The sequence below is a fragment of the Duganella sp. CF517 genome (assembly GCF_900110275.1).
In the GTDB taxonomy this organism is placed as follows: domain Bacteria; phylum Pseudomonadota; class Gammaproteobacteria; order Burkholderiales; family Burkholderiaceae_D; genus Rugamonas.
Map to the genome: position 1 here is coordinate 67479 of NZ_FODC01000004.1, position 20077 is coordinate 87555.

Sequence of the window (20077 nt, forward strand, 5' to 3'; positions counted from 1 at the left end):
AATTAATTAATTAATTGACGCGGCGTTCGATCGTGATCTGTTCGACCTCGACGCGACGGTTCGGTTCCAGGCACTTGATCAGGTCGGCGCGTTTCTTGTTGTCGCAGGTGACAACAGGATTGGCTTCGCCCTTGCCTTCGGCGACCAGGCGGTTGGCGGCGACGCCCTTACCGACCAGGTAGTCCTTGACCGAGTTGGCACGCTTCTCGGACAGCTTCTGGTTGTACTTGTCGCTGCCCAGACGGTCGGCGTAGCCGGTGATGACGACGTTGTCGACGGTCGGGTTGGCGTTCAGCACGGTGGCGATCTCGTCCAGCTTAGGCTGGTTCGAGTTCAGCTTGGCGCTGTCGAAGGTGAACAGCTCGGTCGACGACATCGTCACTTTTTCGAAGCGCGCCGGCGCTGGTGGCGGCGGAGCGACCGGTGCCGGTGGTGGCGGCGGCTGCACGGCTTCCGGCGCAGGCGGCGGTGCCGGTGGGGCAGGGCGCGGTGGCGCGGCGAACGCGAAGTTCAGGCCGACGGTCACGTAGACGTTGTCCGCTTTGCTAGGCGGGAAGGCATCGCCGCGCAGGAAGCCGTGCTGGTTGCGGATGTCCGCCTGGAAGCTGGTGCGCTCGTTCAGGTCGGCCTGGAAACCCAGACCGGCGCTGACGTACGGCGAGTTCTTGGCGATTTCGCCGAAGGTGTTCAGGTTCGCCTTGTCGCGTTCGACGCCGGCGCCGACCAGGATGAATGGACGGAACGATTTACGGGAGAACATGTACAGCGCGTCGGCGCCCAGGCTCTGCTGCTGATAGCGCTCGCCGTTTTCCTTCGAGCGGGCGTAGGTGCCGCCCAGCTGCACGTCCCAGTTCTGGTTCAGTGCTTTACCGAACTTCAGGCCGCCGCCGTAGCCTTTTTTGTCCACGCCGAATGCGTCGTTGTCAGGCTTCATGCCGTTGACGCTAGGCTGGACGTACCACGATGGATTGATGACCGCGTCTTGAGCGACAGCGGAGAACGACGCGCAGAGTGCTGCGACGGCGAGGACGATTTTCTTAGTTTTATTCAAAGTATGCTCCCGATTGATAAATATGGCGATTTGTTGCTTCTTCAGCAGCAGTGCAGTGCTTACCGCTGTTGGACCGAAGATTAGGTAACTTTCATGATGTGGTCGGTTCGCTACCGCACAAAAGCTTGTGCTGTATCAAATCGTACACAAAAGTTGAAACTTTTGCTTGCATTGGCCGGTCCGAAGACTATATGGCCGGAATCGAGGGCGGGGGCCGGAAATTAAGGGCGACAGCTCGCCGTTCGGCCTGCGCGATGGGTTTCGGATCAATAAGTCCGCGGTTCGGTCACTAATGTTCGTTGCCGCACAGACTGGTGCGCCACGACAAGGCATTCTTGAGTCAGATGCAGAGACTGTGGCGTTTCAAACCGTAGGCCACCCCTCTCGCTGCCACTAATCTCGGCAAATTGTTATAAGGAGTGTTCAAATGCATGCAGTTAGACAACCTCAACATCTGGTTCAGAATGAGATGAAAGCCTCGCCGGAAATGCAGGCTACCACCAAGCTGATGCTGGTGGAACGTCCGGCCCCGGCCCCTCTGGACCGCAAACCGGCGCTGTCGATGGCGTCGATCGAGCGTGTGCGTTCGACCTCTGCGACCCTGCGTCGCATAGAAAATATGCAAAAACTGATCGGCGAATTGTCGATGCACGAGATGCTGGCCGACGAAATCGCCTGGTTCCTCAAGTTCTCGCCGTCCGGCGCCCGCAAATACATCCGCGACCTGCGCGAAGCCGGCGTGATCGAACTGGCCCGCTATGTCGAAGGTACCGCCACCTATCTGGGCAAGGCCGTGTACCAGCTGACCCCCGACCCGGAACGCGTCGCCGCCTTCCTGGCCGCGATCGTGCAGCCGAAGCGCGAAGGCGCGCCTCCGCGCAAGGAACGTCCAGGCATCCGCGAGCAGGCCATGGCCGGCAGCGGCCGCCACTTCCACATCCTGGCCGACGACACCCACTACGCGATCCGCGTCAACCGTGGTCCGGTGATGCGCGATCCACTGGTCGCCGCGCTGTTCGGCTCGGCTCCTTCGGAGCAGAAAGCGGCCGAATAAGCCGCCTGAAGCGCCGAATCAGCGCGCACAAGCCGCCGGCCGCCGAGGCCGGCGAACAGGTGTAAGATCGACAGCCGGGCATGCCCGGCTGTTTGCATATTGAAAAGCAGACAAGCCGCCCCACTTAGCCAGCAATGGATATCACACGGACGCGCGGCACATGGAAGCTTTGATCTGGATCGGCCTGACGGCGCTGGCGATAGCGCTGCCTTTTTATGTGCCCCGCTGGCGCCTGCAACGGGTGCTGGCCAAGCCGTTGCCGGCCGAGGCGCAAGCCGTTTTACAGCGCAACATCCCCGTCTACCGCCGCATGACACCCGAGTTGCAGCAGCAACTGCAGCGGCTGGTCGTGCAATTTCTACATCAAAAGAAATTCGTCGGCTGCGAAGGCGTCGAGTTGACCGACGAGATGGCCGTCATCATCGCCGGCCAGGCCTGCCTGTTGCTGCTCAACCGCCCCACCAAAGTCTATCCGGCGCTGCACACCATCCTGGTCTATCCGAGTGAATTCGTGGCGCGCCGCGCAGAGGTCGGCCCGGGCGGCGTCGTCACGCCGGGACACCAGAGCATGCTGGGCGAATCGTGGGACGACGGCCGCGTCGTGCTGTCGTGGGACGACGTGCGGCGCGGCGCCGACGACTGGACCGACGGCCACAACATCGTGCTGCACGAATTCGCGCACCAGCTCGACAGCGAGTCGGGCCGCGCCAACGGCGCCCCGTATCTGGGCAGCCCGGACAGCTACAGCGAGTGGGCCGAGGTGTTGTCGCGCAATTTCCAGCACCTGCGCCACAGCGCGATGTACCGCCAGCAGAGCGTGATGGACCATTACGGCGCCACCAATCCGGCCGAGTTCTTCGCCGTCGCCACCGAAACCTTTTTTGAAAAGCCGTACCAGATGGCCGAGCACCACGGCGAGCTGTTCGCCGAGTTCCTGAAGTATTACCGGGTCGATCCGCGCGAATGGCTGCCGCCGCCGCCGCCGCCGGAAGCGCCGGCCGATGCGCCGTACGCGTGGAACCCGACCTGGTCGCACTGAATAGCCGGACCCGGGATTCCGCCCCGGGCTGTCACGGATGAGGCATAATTGTCCATGCGCGACGCCAACGAGGCTATCACCATGCAATTTGACGAGTTCGAATTATTCACCTCCGACGCCAGCGCCCCGCGCGCCGCGCCGGCCGCCGCCGAGGCGACGTCGCCCATCGTCCGGCTGCAGTATCTGGTCGACAACACCCCCGCCATCATCTATTGCACCGTGCCCAGCGGTGACTTCAAGATGACCTTCGTCAGTAACAACGCCTTCAACGTGCTCGGCTACCGTCCCGAGCAGATGGTGGCCGATCCCAATTTCTGGTTCGACCACATCCACCCGGACGACGCGCCGAGCATCTTCTCCAGCCTGGCGCTGGTGTTCACCGAAGGCCAGCGCGCCTACGAGTACCGCTTCCGCATCCACGACGGCAGCTATCTGTGGATGCACGATTCGCTGCGCCTGATCCGCGACGACAAGGGCGCCCCGCTCGAAGTGATCGGCTCGCTGACCGACATCACCGAGCGCAAGCTGATGGAGGAGGCGCTGCAGGCGCGCGGCGTCGAGCAGCAACAGCTGATCGGCGAGCTGCGCAGCGCCCACGAGCAGCTGCTGCAATCGGAGAAGATGGCCTCGATCGGCCAGCTCGCCGCCGGCATCGCCCACGAGATCAACAACCCGGTCGGCTTCGTCAATTCCAATATGAGCTCGCTGAAGAACTACGTCGGCACCTTGCTCGGCGTGATCGACCAGTACGAGCAGGCGGCCGCGCCCCATCCGAACCTGGCGGTGCAGCTGGCCGCGCTGCGCAACCAGGCCGACCTGGAGTTCCTCAAGGAGGACGTGACCGACCTGGTGCGCGAGTCGATGGACGGCCTCAAGCGCGTGAAGGACATCGTCCAGGCGCTCAAGGATTTTTCGCACGTCGGCGAGACCGAGTGGCAGGTGGCCGACCTACATCACGGCTTGGATAGCACGCTGACCATCGTCAGCAACGAGATCAAGTACAAGGCGCGGGTCGACAAGGCGTACGGCGTGCTGCCGCCGGTCACCTGCCTGGCCTCGCAGCTGAACCAGGTGTTCATGAATTTGCTGGTCAACGCCGCCCACGCGCTGCGCGAGCAGGGCGGCGTGATCACGATCCGCACCGGCGGCGCCGACGGCTGGGTTTGGATCGAGGTCGGCGACAACGGCGTCGGCATCGAGCAGGCCAACCTCAAGCGGATCTTCGAACCGTTCTTCACCACCAAGCCGGTCGGCAGCGGCACGGGCCTGGGCTTGTCGCTGTCCTACGGCATCGTCAACCGCCATGGCGGGCGCATCGACGTCGCCTCGGTGCTCGGCCAGGGCACGCGCTTCACGGTGCACCTGCCGGTGCGCCCGCCGCAGTCGCTGGAGACGCCGGCCAGGGTCTGAAGGCCGGCCCCGCGCTCACTCCGCCTTGGGGTTGCGCACCCAGATCGACAGCCGGCCGCCGGCCTTGGATTCGAAATCCTGCACCTGCTGGATCATGCGGGCGTCGAGCGTGTGGTCGACCGTCAGCAGCATCAGGCCGTCGCGGCTGACCAGGTCGCGCGCCAGCACCATGCCGGGCAACAGCTCGCCCGACAACACCTCGACCCCGACCACCGCCGCGCTGACGCCGCCGTCCATGATCTGGCGGAACGCCGACACCACGTTCGGGTCGTAGCGCTTGCCGCTGGCGTCGAGGATCAGCGACTTGGCCTCGTCGGCGCGCAGGTGGCGCTGCACCATGCCGCCCTGTTGCAGGTTGTAATAGTCGACCGCCAGCGACAGGATGCGCGCGCCCAGCGGAATGGCCAGCCCGGCCAGGCCGTCGGGGAAGCCGTTGCCGTCGAAGCGTTCGAGCTGGGCGCGCAGGATGGCGGCGCTGCCGCGCAACTCCTCGAGCGGCATCAACAGCTCGGCGGCGCGGATCGGATGCTTGCGGAACAGGCCCAGCGCGTCGCCGGCCAGCATCGTCAGCGGCGTCGACAGCATGTCGTCGCTGAAGCCGATCTTGCCGATGTCGTGCAGCAGCGCGGCGATGAACACGTCCTGGCTTTCCTTGGCGTCGAGCTCGAGCCGCACGCACAGCTGGCGCGCCAGGTCGGCCACCTGGCGCGCGTGGCCCGGCTGGTTGTGCGCGCGCAGCTCGATCATCGTCGAGAAGATCTTGATGGTGGTGACGAAATTGGTCTTGAGCTTGTTGTTGGCCGCCACCGTCGCCTCGTGCTCGACCTTGAGCAGCCGGGTGCGCGCCTCGACCTTGGCCTCGAGGCTCTGGTTGAGCAGCTTGAGCTCCTCGTTCTGGCGCAGCGCCAGCGCCTCCAGCCGCTGCTTGTCGAGTTCGAGCTGGCGCCGTTCCAGCGCGTGGCGCACCAGCAACAGCATGTCGCTGTCTTCCCACGGCTTGGTGATGTAGCGGTAGATCTCGCCGCAATTGATGGCGTCCTGGATCGACTGGATGTCGGAGTAGCCCGTCAGCAGGATGCGCAAGGTGTCGGGCCAGCGTTCGCGCACCTTGGCCAGGAAGCGGGCGCCGTCCATCTCCGGCATGCGCATGTCGGAGATGACCAGGTCGACCGCCTCCTTCTCCAGCACCGCCAGCCCCGGCGCGCCGCCCTCGGCGGTGAGCACGCGGTAGCCGTTGGCGCGGAACAGGCGCCGCAGCGACGACAGGATGTTCGGTTCGTCGTCGACGCACAGCACGGTGGGCGGCGCGGCCGCGGCGTGCGCGGCGAGCGATGGAGTCGGCGGAAGGGGCGGTTGGTTCATGCTGTGGGGTCCTCGGTGGCGGCGCCATGGCGGATCGGCAGCCGCACGCGGAAGCGGGTACCCTGGCCGAGCGCGGTATCGACGTCGATACGGCCGCTGTGTTTTTGTACGATGCCGTAGGCCAGCGACAGGCCGAGGCCGGTGCCCTTGCCGATGGCCTTGGTCGTGAAGAACGGGTCGAAGATGCGCGACACGGTTTCCGGCGCGATGCCGCTGCCGTTGTCGCCGATCTCCAGCCAGACGTGGTCGTCGCCGTCGCGGCCGGTGCGCACGGTGATGCGCCCGCGCTCGTCGCCGATGGCGTGGGCGGCGTTGACGATCAGGTTCATCACCACCTGGTTGATTTGCAGCGGCAGGCACTGGATGTCGGGGATGGCGCCGTACTCCTTGACGACGTCGGCCTTGTATTTGACTTCGTTGCTGACGATGTTCAAGGTCGAGTCGATGCCGCGGTGCAGATCGGCCCAGACCCATTCCTGGTTGGCGTCCACGCGCGAGAAATCCTTCAAGTCTTGCACGATGTGGCGCACCCGCACGATGCCTTCGCCGGACTCGGCCATCAGGGTCGGGATGTCCTGGCGCAGGAAGTCGAGGTCGATGCGCTCGCGCAGCGCGCGCAAGGTGGCGGCGTCGGGCGCCGCCAGCGACGGCTCGGCCCTCTGGTAGGCGTCGAGCATGCCGAACAGCTGGTCCAGGTAGTTTTGCAGCGTGCGGAAATTGGAGAAGATGTAGCCGATCGGATTGTTGATCTCGTGGGCCACGCCGGCGGCCAGCTGGCCGATCGAGGCCAGCTTGTCGGCTTGCAGCAGCTGCTGCTGGGCGCGCGACAATTGCTGGTTCAGTTCCGTCAACTCCAGGTTGCTGCGGCGCAGCTCGGCCTCGGCCAGCAGGCGCTGGGCGATGTCCTCCTGCAGCTTGGCGTTGATGTCGGCCAATTGGCCGGTGCGCTTGTCGACCACGTGCTCGAGGTTGTCGTGGGCGCGGCGCAGCGCGTTTTCCGCCACCCGCCGCTCGGTGACGTCGCGCAAGGTTTCAATGGCGCCGACCACGCGGCCGTTGCCGTCGCGCAGCGGGGCGGCGGTGAAATGCAGCCAGTGGCCGCTGGCGCCGATGTTGGGGAAGAACTCTTCGACCTCGTAGGCGTCCGGGATCAGCGCCGAGCGCCGGTGCTTGCCGGGATACAGCCGCTCCAGCTCGCTTTCCAGCCCGGCGGCGCCGGCGATGATGACGTCCGCCAGCAGGGGGCGCGGCCTGGGGTAGAACGCCTGCCAGTGGTTGGCGGTGCCGACCATGTCGGCCTTGGTCCAGCCCAGCAGCTGCTCGCAGGCGCGGTTCCAGTGGGTGACCACGTGCGCGGTGTCGATGGCGAAGGTGGCCACCGGGTGGCCGTCGAAAAACTCCGACAGCGCGATGTCCGCCGGGCCGTCCTGTTCGGCTGCGATGGAGGTGGTCGCGTGGCTCATGGCGTCAGGGTCTGGCACATGTCGTGGAACAGTTGCTCGGCCTCGGCGAAGGTGCTGTCCCAGGCGCCGTCGTCCAGCGCCAGCGCTTGCCATACCTCGAGCGGCAGCGGCGGCACCTGGTCGTCCTCCTGGCCCGACATGTCGAGCGCGTGGGCCAGGATGTTGGCCATGTAGACCACCATGGTCAGCGTGGGGGCGGCGCGCGCGCCGCCGGTGGCTTGCGCGACGGCCTGGTCGGCCAGGTGGTGGCCGGCCACGGCCGCCTGTATCTGTTGCGGAAACTTCCAGTGGGACGTCAGCGCGGCGCCGACGGCGGCGTGGTCGATGCCGAACACGGCCAGCTGGGCGGCCGAGGTGACGCAATCGTGTTCGCGCCGGTAGGCCGCCACGCGCCGGTAGTCGGCCGGAAAGCGGGTGCACAGCACCAGCGTGCCGAGGTCGTGCAGCAGGCCGGCGGTGAAGGCGGTGTCCGGATTGACGCCCAGGCGCGGCGCCAGCGCGCGCGCGCACACGGCGCTGCCGATGGCGTGGCGCCAGAACGCCTGGAAGTCGAACTCGATGTCCTTGTCGGGCGTGAAGCTGGCCGTCACCGAACAGGCCGTCACGAGGGTGCGGATGCTGTGGAACCCCAGCACCGAAATCGCCTGCTGGATGGTGGTGACTTTCGATTGCAGGCCGTAGAACGACGAGTTGGCCAGGCGCAGCGTCTTGGCCGTCAACGCCTGGTCGAGCGCGATCTTGGCCGCCAGCACGTGGGTGTCGATGTCCTCCCGCTCCATCGTCGCCAGCAGTTCGGCCACCACCGCCGGCAGCGACGGCAGGTCGCGCACGCACTTGATGATGTCGTCGGCCGCGATCACGCGGGGTCCCGCTCGCGGTAGGCGCGCAGCACGCGCAGCAACAGCCCGCCGCCCGTTTCCGCGCCGGTGTCGTCGCCGCTGTGGCGGAACAGCCGCTGCAGCCGTTGCATGCGCAGTTCGCGCTCGCGCGCCAGTTGCGCCGGATCGACCGCGGCCGCTTCCTCCGGCGCCCACACCACGCAGCGCTCGACGCCGCGCCGGCGCAGCGACGCCAGCATGCTGTCGGTCAGCGCGGCGTCGCGCGGCAGCAGCACGCCGCCGTGGGCGTCGAGCAGGGCGCTGGCCAGGGTCATGCCGGCGGCGGCCTGGTCGAGGTCGATCTCGGTCGGTTTGGCCGCGGCGTTCATGGCGCTGCTCCGGTCAGGCTCAGCGTGATCAGGCTGCCGCGCGAGGCCGAGCTCTCGCCCATCGGATACACCACCACCGCGTAGCGGCGGCCGTCGATGTCGACCAGGTGGCAGGTCGGGCCGCTGTCGCGCGGCGCTTGCGCGCGCGCGGGGCCGGCGGCGCCGGCCGGTGGAAACAGTTGCGGCAGCACGCTGCCGGCCTCGTTGCCCAGCAGCGTGCCGCTGTGGTGGAACAGGCCCTCGGCGGCGCCGTTGATGAAGGCGATCATGCCGCCGTCGTCCATGCCGATCACCGGCAGCGGCAGATGCTGCAGCACTTCGCGCGCCACGCTCAGGCTGACCTCGTCGCGCTTGATCTGCCCTTGCTTTTCCAGCAGCAGCTGTTCCAGCTGGCGGTTGGCGGCGGCCAGTTCCAGGTTGGCGCTGCGCACCTCCAGGTGCAGGCGCTGGTTGTCGTCGGCGATCTCCTTGAGGCGGAACGCCTCGGCCACATGGCCGCGCAGCAAGTCGTCGTCCCACGGCTTGGTCAGGAATTTATAGATCGCGCCCTCGTTGACGGCGTCGGTGACCGACTGCAGTTCCGTGTAGCCGGACAGCATGATGCGGATGGTGTCCGGATACTGCTGCCTGGCCTTGCGCAGGAAATCGGCGCCCAGCATGCCCGGCATGCGCTGGTCGGAGATGATGACGTCGACCGGCTGCCGGGCCAGCAGCTCGAGGCCCTGCTGGCCGTCGTTGGCGCTGTGGATCTCGTACTGGTCGGCGCGCAGCAGGCGCTTGAGCGCGGAGACGATGTTCGGTTCGTCGTCGACCAGCAGCAGGCGGCGCGGCGGCTTGTGCATGTGCCGCAGGTGCGGCGCCAGCGCGCGGCCGCTGGTGAGCAGGTGGCCGACCTCGTCGGCCGCGAGCGGCGGGGCGAAGAAATATCCCTGGATCAGGTCGCACAGATTGCGCCGCAGGAAGTCGCACTGGGCTTCGGTTTCGACGCCCTCGGCCACCACCTTCATCCCCAGGTGGTGCGCCATGGCGATCAAGGTCTTGCACATGGCCGCGTCGTGGCCGCTGGTGACGACGTCGCGGATGAAGTGGGCGTCGATCTTGAGCGCGTCGAACGGAAAGCGCTTGAGGTTGCTCAGCGAGGCGTGGCCGGTGCCGAAGTCGTCCAGGGTCAGGCGCAGCCCCGCAGCCTTGAAGCCGGCCAGCAGCGCGTCGCAGTCGGCGCCGGCCTGCGTCAGCGCGCTCTCGGTCACTTCCAGGGTCAGCATATCGGGCGCGATCCCGCACTCCTTCAGCATGGCGGCCACGGCCGCGCCCAGGGCCGGATCGCGGAACCGGCTGGGGGCGACGTTGATCGCCACCTTCAAGCTGCTCAGGCCGGCCGCGCGCCACGCGTGCAGGTCGCGGCAGGCCTGGCCCAGCACCCAGTCGTCGATCGCGCCGGCCAAGCCGGCGGCGTCGGCCAGCGCCAGGAATTCGCGCGCGGCCAGCATACCGTGGACCGGGTGGCGCCAGCGCACCAGCGCCTCCAGGCTGGCGACGGCGCCGGTCCGCAGGTCGACCAGCGGCTGGTACAGCAGCACCAGTTGCTCCGACGCCAGCGCCTGCCGCAGACCGGCGCCCGGGTCCCCCTCGTCGGCCGACGGCGGTGACGCCAGCATCGGCGCGCGCAGGGCGCCGGCGCTATCGTCGCCGACGGAGGCCGGGGCGAGCAGTGACCGCGGGAGTGGAGCGGTGGTCATCGGCGTTCCTATTCAAATGCAAGCTGTGGGCTGCAAAATATCTGCCGTCATGCGATCGATTATACGGCCAAGCCACCCATAGTTGTCATCCGGTATCAACTCGTTGCACACATCGGACACTGGCCGCTCCGGCCCGGCCGCGCCGAACCGGCGCCCTCAGTGCGTAAGCGCACGGAAACGGCGGCCGCGCCGGTGCATATTGCGCTGATCGGGCTTCGGCCGAAACCAGGGAGAACAGCATGAGCAATATTATTGCGGGGCATTTCCAGCTACAGGATGAAATCGCGGACGCGCGCATCGCCTTGCTGCGCGCCGGCTTCGCCGCCGACCGCATCAGCGCCTTCTACGTCAATCCGCAGGGGCAGCACGACATGTATGAACTCGGCGGCGACCACGACAAGTCGCCGGGCGCCAAGGAGACCGACGACGGCGTGGTGCAGGGCGGCGCCACGGGCGCCGTGGCCGGCGCGGTGGCCGGGACCGCCGCGATTCCGGTGGCCGGCCCGCTGGGTCCGGTGGTCGGCGCGCTGGTCGGCGCCCACGTCGGTTCGCTGTTCAGTTTTTCGAAGATGAAGGACGCCGGCGAGTCGGAGGAGGGCAGCGCGGAGAACATGCGCGCGCCGCGCAAGTCGGGCATGATGATCGCCGTCGAGGTGGTCGACAGCGGCCAGGAGCAACAGGCGCTTGACGTGCTGCGCGGCCTGGGCGCCAAGGATGTCGAGCGCGCCGAGGGCAACATCAGCGCCGGCGATTGGCGCGACTTCGACCCCACCTCGCGGCCCGTGCCTGCCTAAGCAGTCGTTGCCGCGGTTGTTGCTTATGCGAGACGGTGGCAGCGCGGGCGCGATTTTCCCGGGGATCGTTGCTACAATCGACCGCTTGCATGGGGGATGCGGCTATGACACACGCGTGGCTGGTGTTGACGCTGGCGGACGGGCGGGATGTGAGCGCGCCGTCCGAGGCGCAGATGGCGGCCGCGCTGGCCGAACTCTACAGCGGCGGCGACGCCGGTCCCGACGGCGCCGCCGGCAGCGTTGTGCTGCGCTTCGGCTATGACGACGGCCTCATGTACGAAATGGAGGTCGCCAGCGGCGGCGCCGTGCGCTTCGCCGAATGGTCCGACCGCGACTGCGAGATCGCCCTGGCCGATCCGCGCACGATGACGGCGCCGGCGCCGGCGGACGCGCTGCGGCTGTGGCGAATGATGGCGCAGCGCCAGGTGGCGAAAATCCGCAGCCAGCCCTGGCGCGACGGCGGCTGACCGGTCCACGCGCCAACCGCTCGACGGCTTCACTTTTCAACGGACGTACTTTTCAACCCGGTTGCGGCCTCAACGGCGCCGCTGTTCCATGCGCGTCTGGCACCCGATGCACAGGCGCGCTTCCGGCCGCGCGTCGAGCCGCGAGAAGCCGATTTCCTCTCCGCAGTTTTCACACAGTCCATAGCTGTCGTCGTCAAACTTGGCCAGTGCCTGCCTGACGGTCGACAATTGTTTGGTGGTGTGGGCCGCCGTCTCGTGGACGAGGGCGTTGAGCGTGCGCTGGCTGGCGTTGTCGGCCGGCGAGGCTTCGGCCTCGTGCGGCAACGGCAGGCGCACGTCGGTGCTGCGGTCCAGATCGTCCGCGAGTTGGCTGAGCAGCGCCTTGCGGGCGCGCTCCAGCCGCGCCTGCAAGGTCCGCCATTGATGTTCGTCCAGTCCGTTCATGCCGCGCGCTCCTTACGTCGTTTGACCGGAGGTGGCGCGGTTTGTTCGGCCCAGCGGCGGGCCGGCGTGGATCCGCGGCGTGGCCGTGCGCCGGTGCGGACCTCAGGCCGGCGGCGCGTCCATCGCCTGCAGATGGTGCTTGATGGTCTCGAACGGCTTGGCCAGCTTGTCGGGTTTGCCGGTGGCGATGGCCGCCGCCAGCGACAGCAGCTCGCCGGTCAGCTGGATCAAATCCTTGGTGTGCTGGATCTTGCGGATTTTTTCCTGCGCGCGGGCGGTCACGTCCAGCAACTGCTGCTGCGTGCCGCCCAGTCCGCTCGCGGCCAGCACCGCCGCCTCCAGGTACAGGCTGTTGGCGCGCTGGCGCAGCGCCACTTCGTTTTCAAACAGCGCCTGCGCGACCGTCTGCGCGATCGCCGGCGGTTTCTGGCGGATATCGCGCATCAGGCGCGTATGCAGGGCGTCGGCGCTGGCGGACAGGCTGTCGGCCAGCGCTTCGATGTCCAGCTGAAGGGGATTGGTAGTCATCGCTGCTCCTGTATGGGCTTAGTTGGACGGGATCTGGTCGAGCAGCGCGCGGTGGCTCTGCTCGATCGCCGCCAGGTTTTTGCGCGCCAGGGTCTGGCGCTGGCCGATCAGGCGGTACTCGGCTTGTTTGTTCTGCTGCGCGCTTTTGGCCAGCGCCGTCAGCAAGCGGTCGCGGGCCGGGTCGAGGAAGGGAATCTCCGACTCCAGCATGCCGATGACGATGCGCTCCTCGTTCTCGCTGGACTTGTCGTACAGCCGCAGCAGCGTGCCCATGGCCTCGAGCAGGTCGCGCACCGGTTGCTCGGCGTCGCGCATGACCTGGTTGACGGCGCGTTCCTGGGCCGGCGCCGTGATGGCGCGCGCGATCAAGGTCGTCAGCCGGGCGAAGGCGTTGACGTGTTTCTCCTCGATGCCGGAGTCGGGCCAGGCATTGATGCCGCCGCCGATGGTCTTGATCTGGTCGCGCAATTCGTACTGCTCGTCGCCGGCCAGCACGCCCAGCGTTTGCATGTACGCTTGCACGCCGTATTGCAGCTTGACGAAATCGTCGCACGCCTGGCGCCGCTTGGCGTCGAGCTCGGCCTCGCGGGCGTCGGCGGCGGCCGTCAGGAAGGGCTGTACGCGCTGGTAGGTCGTTCGGTAGCGTTCGGTCAGTTCGTGATACGCGTTCAGCTTGGGCGCCTGGGCGGCGAAGGCGCGTACCTCGGCCATGCGCGGCGTGCTGCTGGCGCAACCGCCGAGCAGGGCCAGCAATCCGAGTAACAGGAAAAGACGCGGCAGTTTCATGGGTGCTCCTTTGGGGTTGGGACTATTGTTGCGCTGGGTGTTTACGACTGCTTTGCGAATGCACAGGTTACGGCGCCAGTGCGCGCCGCCAATCGAGGCCGGCGACGGTGTCGCCGGCGGGAACGTATTCGCAGCCCAGCCAGCCCGTGTAGCCGAGTTCGTCGATCAGCCTGAACAGGTGGCGGTAGTTGATCTCGCCGCTGCCCGGCTCGTGGCGGCCCGGGGTGTCGGCGATCTGCATGTGTTTGATCATCGGCAGGTTGGCGCGGATGGTGTTGCTCAACTCGCCCTCCATGCGTTGCATGTGATAGATGTCGTACTGCAGGAACAGGTTGGGGCGGTCCGCCTCGGCGAGGATGTCGAGCGCCTGCGCGCTGCGGGTGAGGAAATAGCCGGGCATGTCGAAATGGTTGATCGGCTCGATCAGCAGGTCGATGCCGTGCGGCAGGGCCAGATCGGCGGCATGGCGCAGGTTGTCGACAAAGGCGGCGCGCGCCGCCGCCGGCGCCAGGCCGGGCGGCGGCTTGCCGGCCATGCAATGCAAGCGGGTCGCGCCCAGCGCCAGCGCGTAGTCCAGCGCCGGCCGCACGCCGGCGCGGAACTCGTCCACGCGCAGCGGATCGCAGGCCATGCCGCGCTCGCCGGCATCCCAATCGCCGCAAGGCAGGTTGAACAGCACCAGTCGCAGGCCGTTGCGATCGAGCCGTTCGGCGATCTGCGCGGCGTCATAGGCGTACGGAAAAAGGAACTCGACGGCATCGAAGCCGGCCTCCCGCGCCAGCGCGAAGCGGTCGAGGAAGGGGGCGTCGGTGAACAGCATCGACAGGTTGGCGGCGAAGCGTGGCATGACGTTCCGATAATCGTTAGCAATCCGATATCGTAAACGAAATTTGCCCGCCCCCCCAAAAAAGCTTCACCCCCGGGGTCAGTGCCGACATTCGGACAAACCAGAGCAGATGGGGAACCTTTTAGCGCGCCAGAAGTTCCGCGATGTCCGAATGTCGGCACTGACCCCGGGGTGGGGGCGAAAAAAATGCCGCTCAATTCGCATTGAGCGGCATTGCATGGGCGCGGGGCTGCTTAGCGGCCGCGTCCGCCCGAGCGGTGCGGGGCCGCCGGGCGCGGGGCGCTGGTGCCCGTGCGCGCACCGCCGCCGTTGCCGCCGGCCGAGGCGCCAGGCGCGCGTGGCTTGCTGCCGCCACCGCCACCGCCGCCGGTCTTGGCGCCGCCGCCGCCACCACCGCCCGGCTTGCCACGGCCTTGGCCGCCGCCGCCGCCGCTACGGCCGCCGCCCGGACGATGTCCGGCGCTGCGCAGCTGCACGGGCTGCGCGCGCGCGTTCAGGTCGGGCTCGAAGCCCGGGATCACTTCGCGCGGCAGGGTCTGCTTGATGAGCTTTTCGATGTCCTTCAACATGTCGTGCTCGTCCACGCAGACCAGCGACACCGCTTCGCCGGTGGCGCCGGCGCGGCCGGTACGGCCGATGCGGTGCACATAGTCTTCCGGGATGTTCGGCAGGTCGTAGTTGACCACGTGCGGCAACTGGTCGATGTCGATGCCGCGCGCGGCGATGTCGGTGGCCACCAGCACTTGCAGCTTGTTGTCCTTGAACTCGGACAGCGCCTTGGTGCGCGCCGACTGGCTCTTGTTGCCGTGGATCGCCATCGCGCCGATGCCGTCCGCGCCCAGCTGTTCGACCAGCTTGTTGGCGCCGTGCTTGGTGCGCGTGAACACCAGCACCTGCGACCAGTCGTTCGACTTGATCAGGTGCGCCAGCATCGGGTGCTTCTTGTCGCGGTCGACCGGGTGGATCTTTTGCGCGATCACTTCCACCGTCGAGTTGCGGCGCGCCACTTCGATCGTCGCCGGCTTGTTCAGCAGGCCGTCGGCCAGCGCCTTGATCTCGTCCGAGAAGGTGGCCGAGAACAGCAGGTTCTGGCGCTTGGCCGGCAACGCCGCCAGCACTTTCTTGATGTCGCGGATGAAGCCCATGTCGAGCATGCGGTCGGCTTCGTCCAGGATCAGGATCTCGACCTTCGACAGGTTGACGGTGCGCTGTTCCATGTGGTCGAGCAGGCGGCCCGGCGTGGCGACCAGGACGTCGACGCCATGCTTGAGCTGCTTGATCTGCGGGTTGATGCCGACGCCGCCGAAGATCACGGTCGAGTTCAGCTTGGTGTACTTGCCGTAGATGCGCACGCTTTCCTCGACCTGCGCCGCCAGTTCGCGGGTCGGGGTCAGGATCAGCGCGCGGATCGGACGCGTGGTGGTGTTGCTCGTCAGCGCCGCGCCGGCGGCGTCGGTCGACAGGCGTTGCAGCAGCGGCAAGGTGAAACCGGCGGTCTTGCCGGTGCCGGTTTGCGCGCCAGCGAGCAAATCGCCGCCGTTCAGGACCGCGGGAATGGCCTGCAGTTGGATCGGGGTCGGCGTGGTGTAACCGGCTTCGGTGACAGCACGGACAATAGCGTCGGACAAACCGAGGGAAGAGAATGACATGGTAACTTTATATGAGGATCGGCCTGTCGCCTCGGAGGGCGCCAGTCGCAGGCAATCGGATTTTTGGATTGCGGCGCAAAGGACTGGTCAGATGCCGCAGCTATCAGTATAGCAGCTAAGTCCGCTTGATGTTTCAAATAGGAAATGAAAAAGGGAGCGGATGCTCCCTTTTTTTGTAACAGATTGTCTATTCACGCCCCATTACGGGGCGCAGCGCCGCCGATTACGCGAACGGCGTCAGCAGGCCGACCATCTGGCCGAAGATTTTCGGGCTGGCGGCGATGATGTCGCCCTTGTACAGATAATCGGACTCGCCGTTGAATTCGCCGACGATGCCGCCCGACTCGGTCACCATCAGCGAACCGGCGGCGATGTCCCAAGGCTTCAAGCCTTTCTCGTAGAAGCCGTCGAGGCGGCCGGCGGCCACGTAGGCCAGGTCCAGCGCGGCGCTGCCCGGACGGCGCACGCCGTGCGAGCGTTCGGCCATGATGCCGTACATTTTCAGGTATTCGTCCAGCGCCTTGGCGTTGCCGGCCTGGTAGCCGGTCGACAGCAGCGCGTTGGCGATGCGGTCGAGCTTGGTCACGCGGATGCGCTTGTCGTTGAGGTAGGCGCCGGCGCCCTTGGTGGCGGTGAACAGGTCGTTGCGCACCGGATCGTAGATCACGCCCTGGGTGATCACGCCGCGCTGCGACAGCGCGATCGAGATGCAGTACTGCGGGAAGCCGTGCATGAAGTTGGTGGTACCGTCGAGCGGGTCGATGATCCACGTGTATTCGGTCTCGTCGTTGGCGTTCTTGGACGGACCCGATTCCTCGGCCAGGAAGGCGTGGTCCGGATAGGCTTTGGACAGCACCTCGATGATCGCCTGTTCGGCGGCCTGGTCGACGTCGGTGACGAAATCCTTGTGGTTTTTCTCGGTCACGATGACGCGGTCGAGGTCGAACGAGGCGCGGTTGATGACGGCGGCGGCGCGGCGGGCGGCTTTGATCGCCGTGTTGAGCATTGGGTGCATGTTAAGCTTTTCCGTTAAAAGAACGCTAACGCCCACCGGCGGACAGGGGCCGCGGCGGCGCGCTAGGGAACAAGAGTGAATTAAAGAGCGGAGCGGCGCCGACAGGGTAAAATCCGGATTTGCGGGCTGGCTGTTGGCCGGGCCGCAAGGTTGAAGTTATTGTATCGATACCGCGCAATAGCGCTATTTTAAATGAACCTGCCCGAAATCAACACCAATCTTTTCACCCGACTGCGATTTATCCTGGTCGAAACGAGCCGGGCCGGCAATATCGGGGCCGTCGCGCGGGCCATGAAAACCATGGGGTACAGCGATCTGGTGCTGGTCACGCCGCGCTTCGAGAACGCGGTGCAGGACCCGGAAGCGGTCGCCTTCGCCAGCGGCGCGCAGGACATCCTGGCCAACGCGCGGGTGGTCGGCAGCATCGCCGAGGCGCTCGACGGCATCAACTTCGCCGCCGCCGTCTCGGCGCGGCTGCGCGAATTCTCGCCGCCGGTGCTGACGCCGCGCCAGTTGTCGACGCAGCTGGTGGCGCAGCCCGCGCTGCGCGCGGCGCTGATCTTCGGCAACGAGCGCTTCGGCCTGCCGAACGAGCTGGTGGAAAAATGCAATGTGCTGATCAACATCCCGGCCAATCCGGAATATTCGTCGCTGAACCTGTCGCAGGCGGCGCAGGTGCTGGCCTACGAATGCCGGATGGCGGTGCTCGACGGCGCCGGCGTGACCCACACGCCGCGCCAGCCGGCCGGCGACGCCAGCGACATCGGCTTCCACGGCGAGGCCGCCAGCCTGGCGCAGATCGAGGGCATGTACCAGCATCTGGAGCGGGCGCTGGTGGAGATCGGGTTTCTCGACGCCGGCAACCCGCGCAAGCTGATGCCCAGGCTCAAGCGCTTGTTCTCGCGCGCGCAGCTGGAAAAGGAAGAAGTGAATATCCTGCGCGGCATCGCCCGGCACATGACCGGCAAGCACAAGGCGGGCAAGGGCGGTTAAACGAAAATAACATGGGTGGGTGGCGACGATGGCTTCAAACCGCAGGGCTTTTTTCAAGGTCGGCCTGGCCGGGGCGGCCGCACTGGCCGCCGGCGGCGCCGTCTACCGTCTGGCCCGCGCGCCCACGCCGGGCCACCGCTTCGCGCTGGACGGAGCGGCGGCTACACTGCTGACGGCGCTGATCCCGTCCATGCTCGGCCCGGTGCTGCCGAGCGCGCCCGGCGCCCGCGCGGCCGCGATCGCCCACACCGTCGACCACGTCGGCGCGGCCATCGCCGGCCTGGCGCCGGCCGCGCAAACACAACTGCACGACCTGTTCGGCATGCTGTCGCTGGCGCCGGTGCGGCGCCTGCTGGCCGGCGTCGCCGGCGGCTGGCCGCAGGCCTCGCCGGACGCGGTCGACGCCTTCCTGCACAGCTGGCGCCACCACCGCCTGCGGACGCTGCAAACCGCCTACCTCGCGCTGCACGACCTGATCACCGGCGCCTGGTACGCGCAGCCGGCCAACTGGGCCGCGATCGGCTATCCCGGCCCGATCAAAGCGCTGGCGTGAACCGGATGGGCAACACCAACATTCCCATCGCCGCGCAACGTGGCCCGATCCCCGATCCGATCCACGCCGGCCTGGCCGCCGGCTGGCGCGTGACCGACTGCGCGCGGCTGGACGACGACTTGGTCCTGGAGGCCGATGTGGTGATCGTCGGCAGCGGCGCCGGCGGCGGCGTCACGGCCGAGATCCTGGCGAACGCCGGCCTGCGCGTGCTGATCGTCGAGGAGGGCGCGCTGAAGTCGTCGAGCGACTTCAAGATGCGCGAGGCCGACGCCTATCCGGCGCTGTACCAGGAGTCGGCGGCGCGCAAGACGCGCGACAAGGGCATCAACATCCTGCAGGGCCGCACCGTCGGCGGCGGCACCACGGTCAACTGGACCAGCAGCTTCCGCACGCCGCCCGGCACGCTGGCGTACTGGAACCGCCACTACGGCCTGGCCGACTACACGCCCGACGCGATGGCGCCGTGGTTCGCCATGATGGAGCGCCGCCTCGACATCGCCGAATGGGCGCCGGCGCCGAACGAGAACAACGACGTGCTGCGGCGCGGCGCGGCCAGGCTGGGCATCGCGACCGGCATCATCCACCGCAACGTCAGCGGCTGCTGGAACCTCGGCTATTGCGGCATGGGCTGCCCGACCAACGCCAAGCAGTCGATGCTGGTGACGACGATTCCGGCGGCGCTGGAACTGGGCGCGACCTTGCTCACGCGCGCGCGCGCCGAGCGGCTGGCGATCAACGGCGACCAGGTGGCGCGGCTCGATTGCGTGGCGCTCGATGCGGCCGGCTTGGCGCCGACGGGGCGCCGCATCACCTTGCGCGCCCGGCACTTCGTGCTCGCCGGCGGCGCCATCAACACGCCGGCGCTGCTGCTGCGCTCGGTCGCGCCCGATCCGCACGGCCTGCTGGGCAAGCGCACCTTCCTGCATCCGACGCTGGTCTCGGCCGCCGTCTTCGCGCAGCGCGTGGAGGCGTACGCGGGGGCGCCGCAATCGGTGTATTCCGACCACTTCCTGCACACCGGCGCCATCGACGGCCCGGTCGGCTACAAGCTCGAGGCGCCGCCGCTGCATCCGGTGCTGATGGCGACCACGATGGCCGGCTTCGGCGCGCAGCACGCGCGCCTGATGGCGCGCTTCCCGCATGCGCAGGCACTGCTGGCGCTGCTGCGCGACGGCTTCCACCCGGACGCGCCGGGCGGCAGCGTGGCGCTGTCCGGCGATGGCGCGGCGGTGCTCGATTATCCGATCGGCGACTACCTGTGGGACGGTGCGCGGCGCGCCTTGCTGAGCATGGCAGAGATCCAGTTCGCCGCCGGCGCCGGCACGGTGATGCCGGTGCACGAGGCGGCCGGCGAATACACCAGCTGGCGCCAGGCCAGGGCGGCGATCGCGGCACTGCCTTTCAAGCTGCTGGCCACGCGCGTGGTGTCGGCCCATGTGATGGGCGGCTGCGCGATGGCGGCCGACGAGCGGCGCGGCGTGACCGCCGCCGACGGCAGCTATCGCGGCCTGCGCAATGTGTCGGTGCACGACGGCTCGCTGTTCCCGACGTCGATCGGCGCCAATCCGCAGTTGTCGGTGTACGGCGTGTGCGCCAGGCTGGCCAGCGGCCTGGCGCTGCGGCTAGCAAAGGCTTAGCCGGGATTGTCCCGCAAATGACAAGGGCGGCCCTTGTCA

General features: G+C 67.2%; 20 protein-coding genes. 8 read left to right on the top strand and 12 right to left on the bottom strand.

Features of this window, described 5'->3' with window-relative positions; genetic code table 11:
- Nucleotides 1–10: 10 nt before the first annotated feature.
- Nucleotides 11–1051: an OmpA family protein gene (locus BMX85_RS16415; RefSeq protein ID WP_090320357.1), complete on the bottom strand. Its 1041-nt coding sequence runs from the start codon at nt 1049–1051 to the stop codon at nt 11–13.
- Between the two features lie 469 nt (nt 1052–1520).
- Here BMX85_RS16415 and BMX85_RS16420 point away from each other — a divergent pair, with 469 nt between their 5' ends.
- From BMX85_RS16420 to BMX85_RS16430, 3 genes are all read left to right on the top strand, one after another.
- Entirely contained in the window at nt 1521–2105 is a 585-nt protein-coding gene (locus tag BMX85_RS16420) for a winged helix-turn-helix domain-containing protein (RefSeq protein ID WP_090320361.1), read from the top strand.
- A gap of 160 nt (nt 2106–2265) precedes the next feature.
- Nucleotides 2266–3144: a M90 family metallopeptidase gene (locus BMX85_RS16425; protein ID WP_090320364.1), complete on the top strand. Its 879-nt coding sequence runs from the start codon at nt 2266–2268 to the stop codon at nt 3142–3144.
- 81 nt (nt 3145–3225) lie between these two features.
- On the top strand, nt 3226–4554 hold the full coding sequence (locus BMX85_RS16430) for an ATP-binding protein (protein WP_090322044.1): 1329 nt from the start codon (nt 3226–3228) through the stop codon (nt 4552–4554).
- A gap of 15 nt (nt 4555–4569) precedes the next feature.
- Here the strand turns inward: BMX85_RS16430 and BMX85_RS16435 are convergent, their stop codons facing one another.
- The 5 genes from BMX85_RS16435 to BMX85_RS16455 are packed head-to-tail and all read right to left on the bottom strand — an operon-like array spanning nt 4570 to nt 10325.
- Nucleotides 4570–5916 (bottom strand): response regulator c-di-GMP phosphodiesterase, NosR family, encoded by a 1347-nt coding sequence (locus tag BMX85_RS16435; protein ID WP_090320366.1) that lies wholly within the window; start codon nt 5914–5916, stop codon nt 4570–4572.
- On the bottom strand, nt 5913–7379 hold the full coding sequence (locus tag BMX85_RS16440; RefSeq protein ID WP_090320369.1) for an ATP-binding protein: 1467 nt from the start codon (nt 7377–7379) through the stop codon (nt 5913–5915). The genes BMX85_RS16435 and BMX85_RS16440 overlap by 4 nt, the downstream gene beginning before the upstream one ends.
- Nucleotides 7376–8239 carry an HDOD domain-containing protein gene (locus BMX85_RS16445; protein WP_229210519.1) on the bottom strand — a complete coding sequence of 288 codons (864 nt, stop codon included), beginning with the start codon at nt 8237–8239 and terminating at the stop codon, nt 7376–7378. Before BMX85_RS16445 ends, BMX85_RS16440 begins: the two co-directional genes overlap by 4 nt.
- Nucleotides 8236–8586, bottom strand: a complete 351-nt coding sequence (locus BMX85_RS16450) for a hypothetical protein (RefSeq protein WP_090320372.1) — start codon at nt 8584–8586, stop codon at nt 8236–8238. The genes BMX85_RS16445 and BMX85_RS16450 overlap by 4 nt, the downstream gene beginning before the upstream one ends.
- The gene (locus tag BMX85_RS16455; protein WP_229210520.1) at nt 8583–10325 is read right to left on the bottom strand and encodes an EAL domain-containing protein; all 1743 of its coding nucleotides are present in this window, start codon (nt 10323–10325) and stop codon (nt 8583–8585) included. Before BMX85_RS16455 ends, BMX85_RS16450 begins: the two co-directional genes overlap by 4 nt.
- A 239-nt stretch (nt 10326–10564) precedes the next feature.
- Between BMX85_RS16455 and BMX85_RS16460 the strand changes: the two genes are divergently transcribed.
- Nucleotides 10565–11119: a hypothetical protein gene (locus BMX85_RS16460; RefSeq protein ID WP_090320375.1), complete on the top strand. Its 555-nt coding sequence runs from the start codon at nt 10565–10567 to the stop codon at nt 11117–11119.
- A 104-nt stretch (nt 11120–11223) separates the two neighbouring features.
- Nucleotides 11224–11586, top strand: a complete 363-nt coding sequence (locus BMX85_RS16465; protein WP_090320378.1) for a hypothetical protein — start codon at nt 11224–11226, stop codon at nt 11584–11586.
- A 69-nt stretch (nt 11587–11655) separates the two neighbouring features.
- Here the strand turns inward: BMX85_RS16465 and BMX85_RS16470 are convergent, their stop codons facing one another.
- The 6 genes from BMX85_RS16470 to BMX85_RS16495 form a co-directional block, all read right to left on the bottom strand.
- A complete protein-coding gene (locus BMX85_RS16470; RefSeq protein WP_090320382.1) occupies nt 11656–12030 on the bottom strand; it encodes a TraR/DksA family transcriptional regulator in 375 nt (124 codons plus the stop codon).
- Nucleotides 12031–12132: 102 nt separating this feature from the next.
- Nucleotides 12133–12558, bottom strand: a complete 426-nt coding sequence (locus BMX85_RS16475) for a hypothetical protein (RefSeq protein ID WP_090320385.1) — start codon at nt 12556–12558, stop codon at nt 12133–12135.
- Between the two features lie 18 nt (nt 12559–12576).
- Nucleotides 12577–13344, bottom strand: a complete 768-nt coding sequence (locus tag BMX85_RS16480) for a hypothetical protein (RefSeq protein ID WP_090320388.1) — start codon at nt 13342–13344, stop codon at nt 12577–12579.
- A gap of 67 nt (nt 13345–13411) precedes the next feature.
- Nucleotides 13412–14191, bottom strand: a complete 780-nt coding sequence (gene otnI / locus BMX85_RS16485) for a 2-oxo-tetronate isomerase (RefSeq protein WP_090320391.1) — start codon at nt 14189–14191, stop codon at nt 13412–13414.
- A gap of 233 nt (nt 14192–14424) precedes the next feature.
- A complete protein-coding gene (locus BMX85_RS16490) occupies nt 14425–15840 on the bottom strand; it encodes a DEAD/DEAH box helicase (protein ID WP_090320394.1) in 1416 nt (471 codons plus the stop codon).
- Nucleotides 15841–16063: 223 nt separating this feature from the next.
- The gene (locus BMX85_RS16495; RefSeq protein ID WP_090320397.1) at nt 16064–16846 is read right to left on the bottom strand and encodes an inositol monophosphatase family protein; all 783 of its coding nucleotides are present in this window, start codon (nt 16844–16846) and stop codon (nt 16064–16066) included.
- A 201-nt stretch (nt 16847–17047) separates the two neighbouring features.
- On the opposite strand from BMX85_RS16495, the gene BMX85_RS16500 reads away from it, so the two are divergent.
- From BMX85_RS16500 to BMX85_RS16510, 3 genes are read left to right on the top strand one after another with little or no spacing between them, the layout of a single operon-like run.
- Entirely contained in the window at nt 17048–17848 is an 801-nt protein-coding gene (locus BMX85_RS16500) for an RNA methyltransferase (RefSeq protein WP_090320400.1), read from the top strand.
- 28 nt (nt 17849–17876) lie between these two features.
- Entirely contained in the window at nt 17877–18401 is a 525-nt protein-coding gene (locus BMX85_RS16505; protein ID WP_090320403.1) for a hypothetical protein, read from the top strand.
- Between the two features lie 5 nt (nt 18402–18406).
- The gene (locus tag BMX85_RS16510) at nt 18407–20038 is read left to right on the top strand and encodes a GMC family oxidoreductase (protein WP_090320406.1); all 1632 of its coding nucleotides are present in this window, start codon (nt 18407–18409) and stop codon (nt 20036–20038) included.
- Nucleotides 20039–20077: the final 39 nt, after the last annotated feature.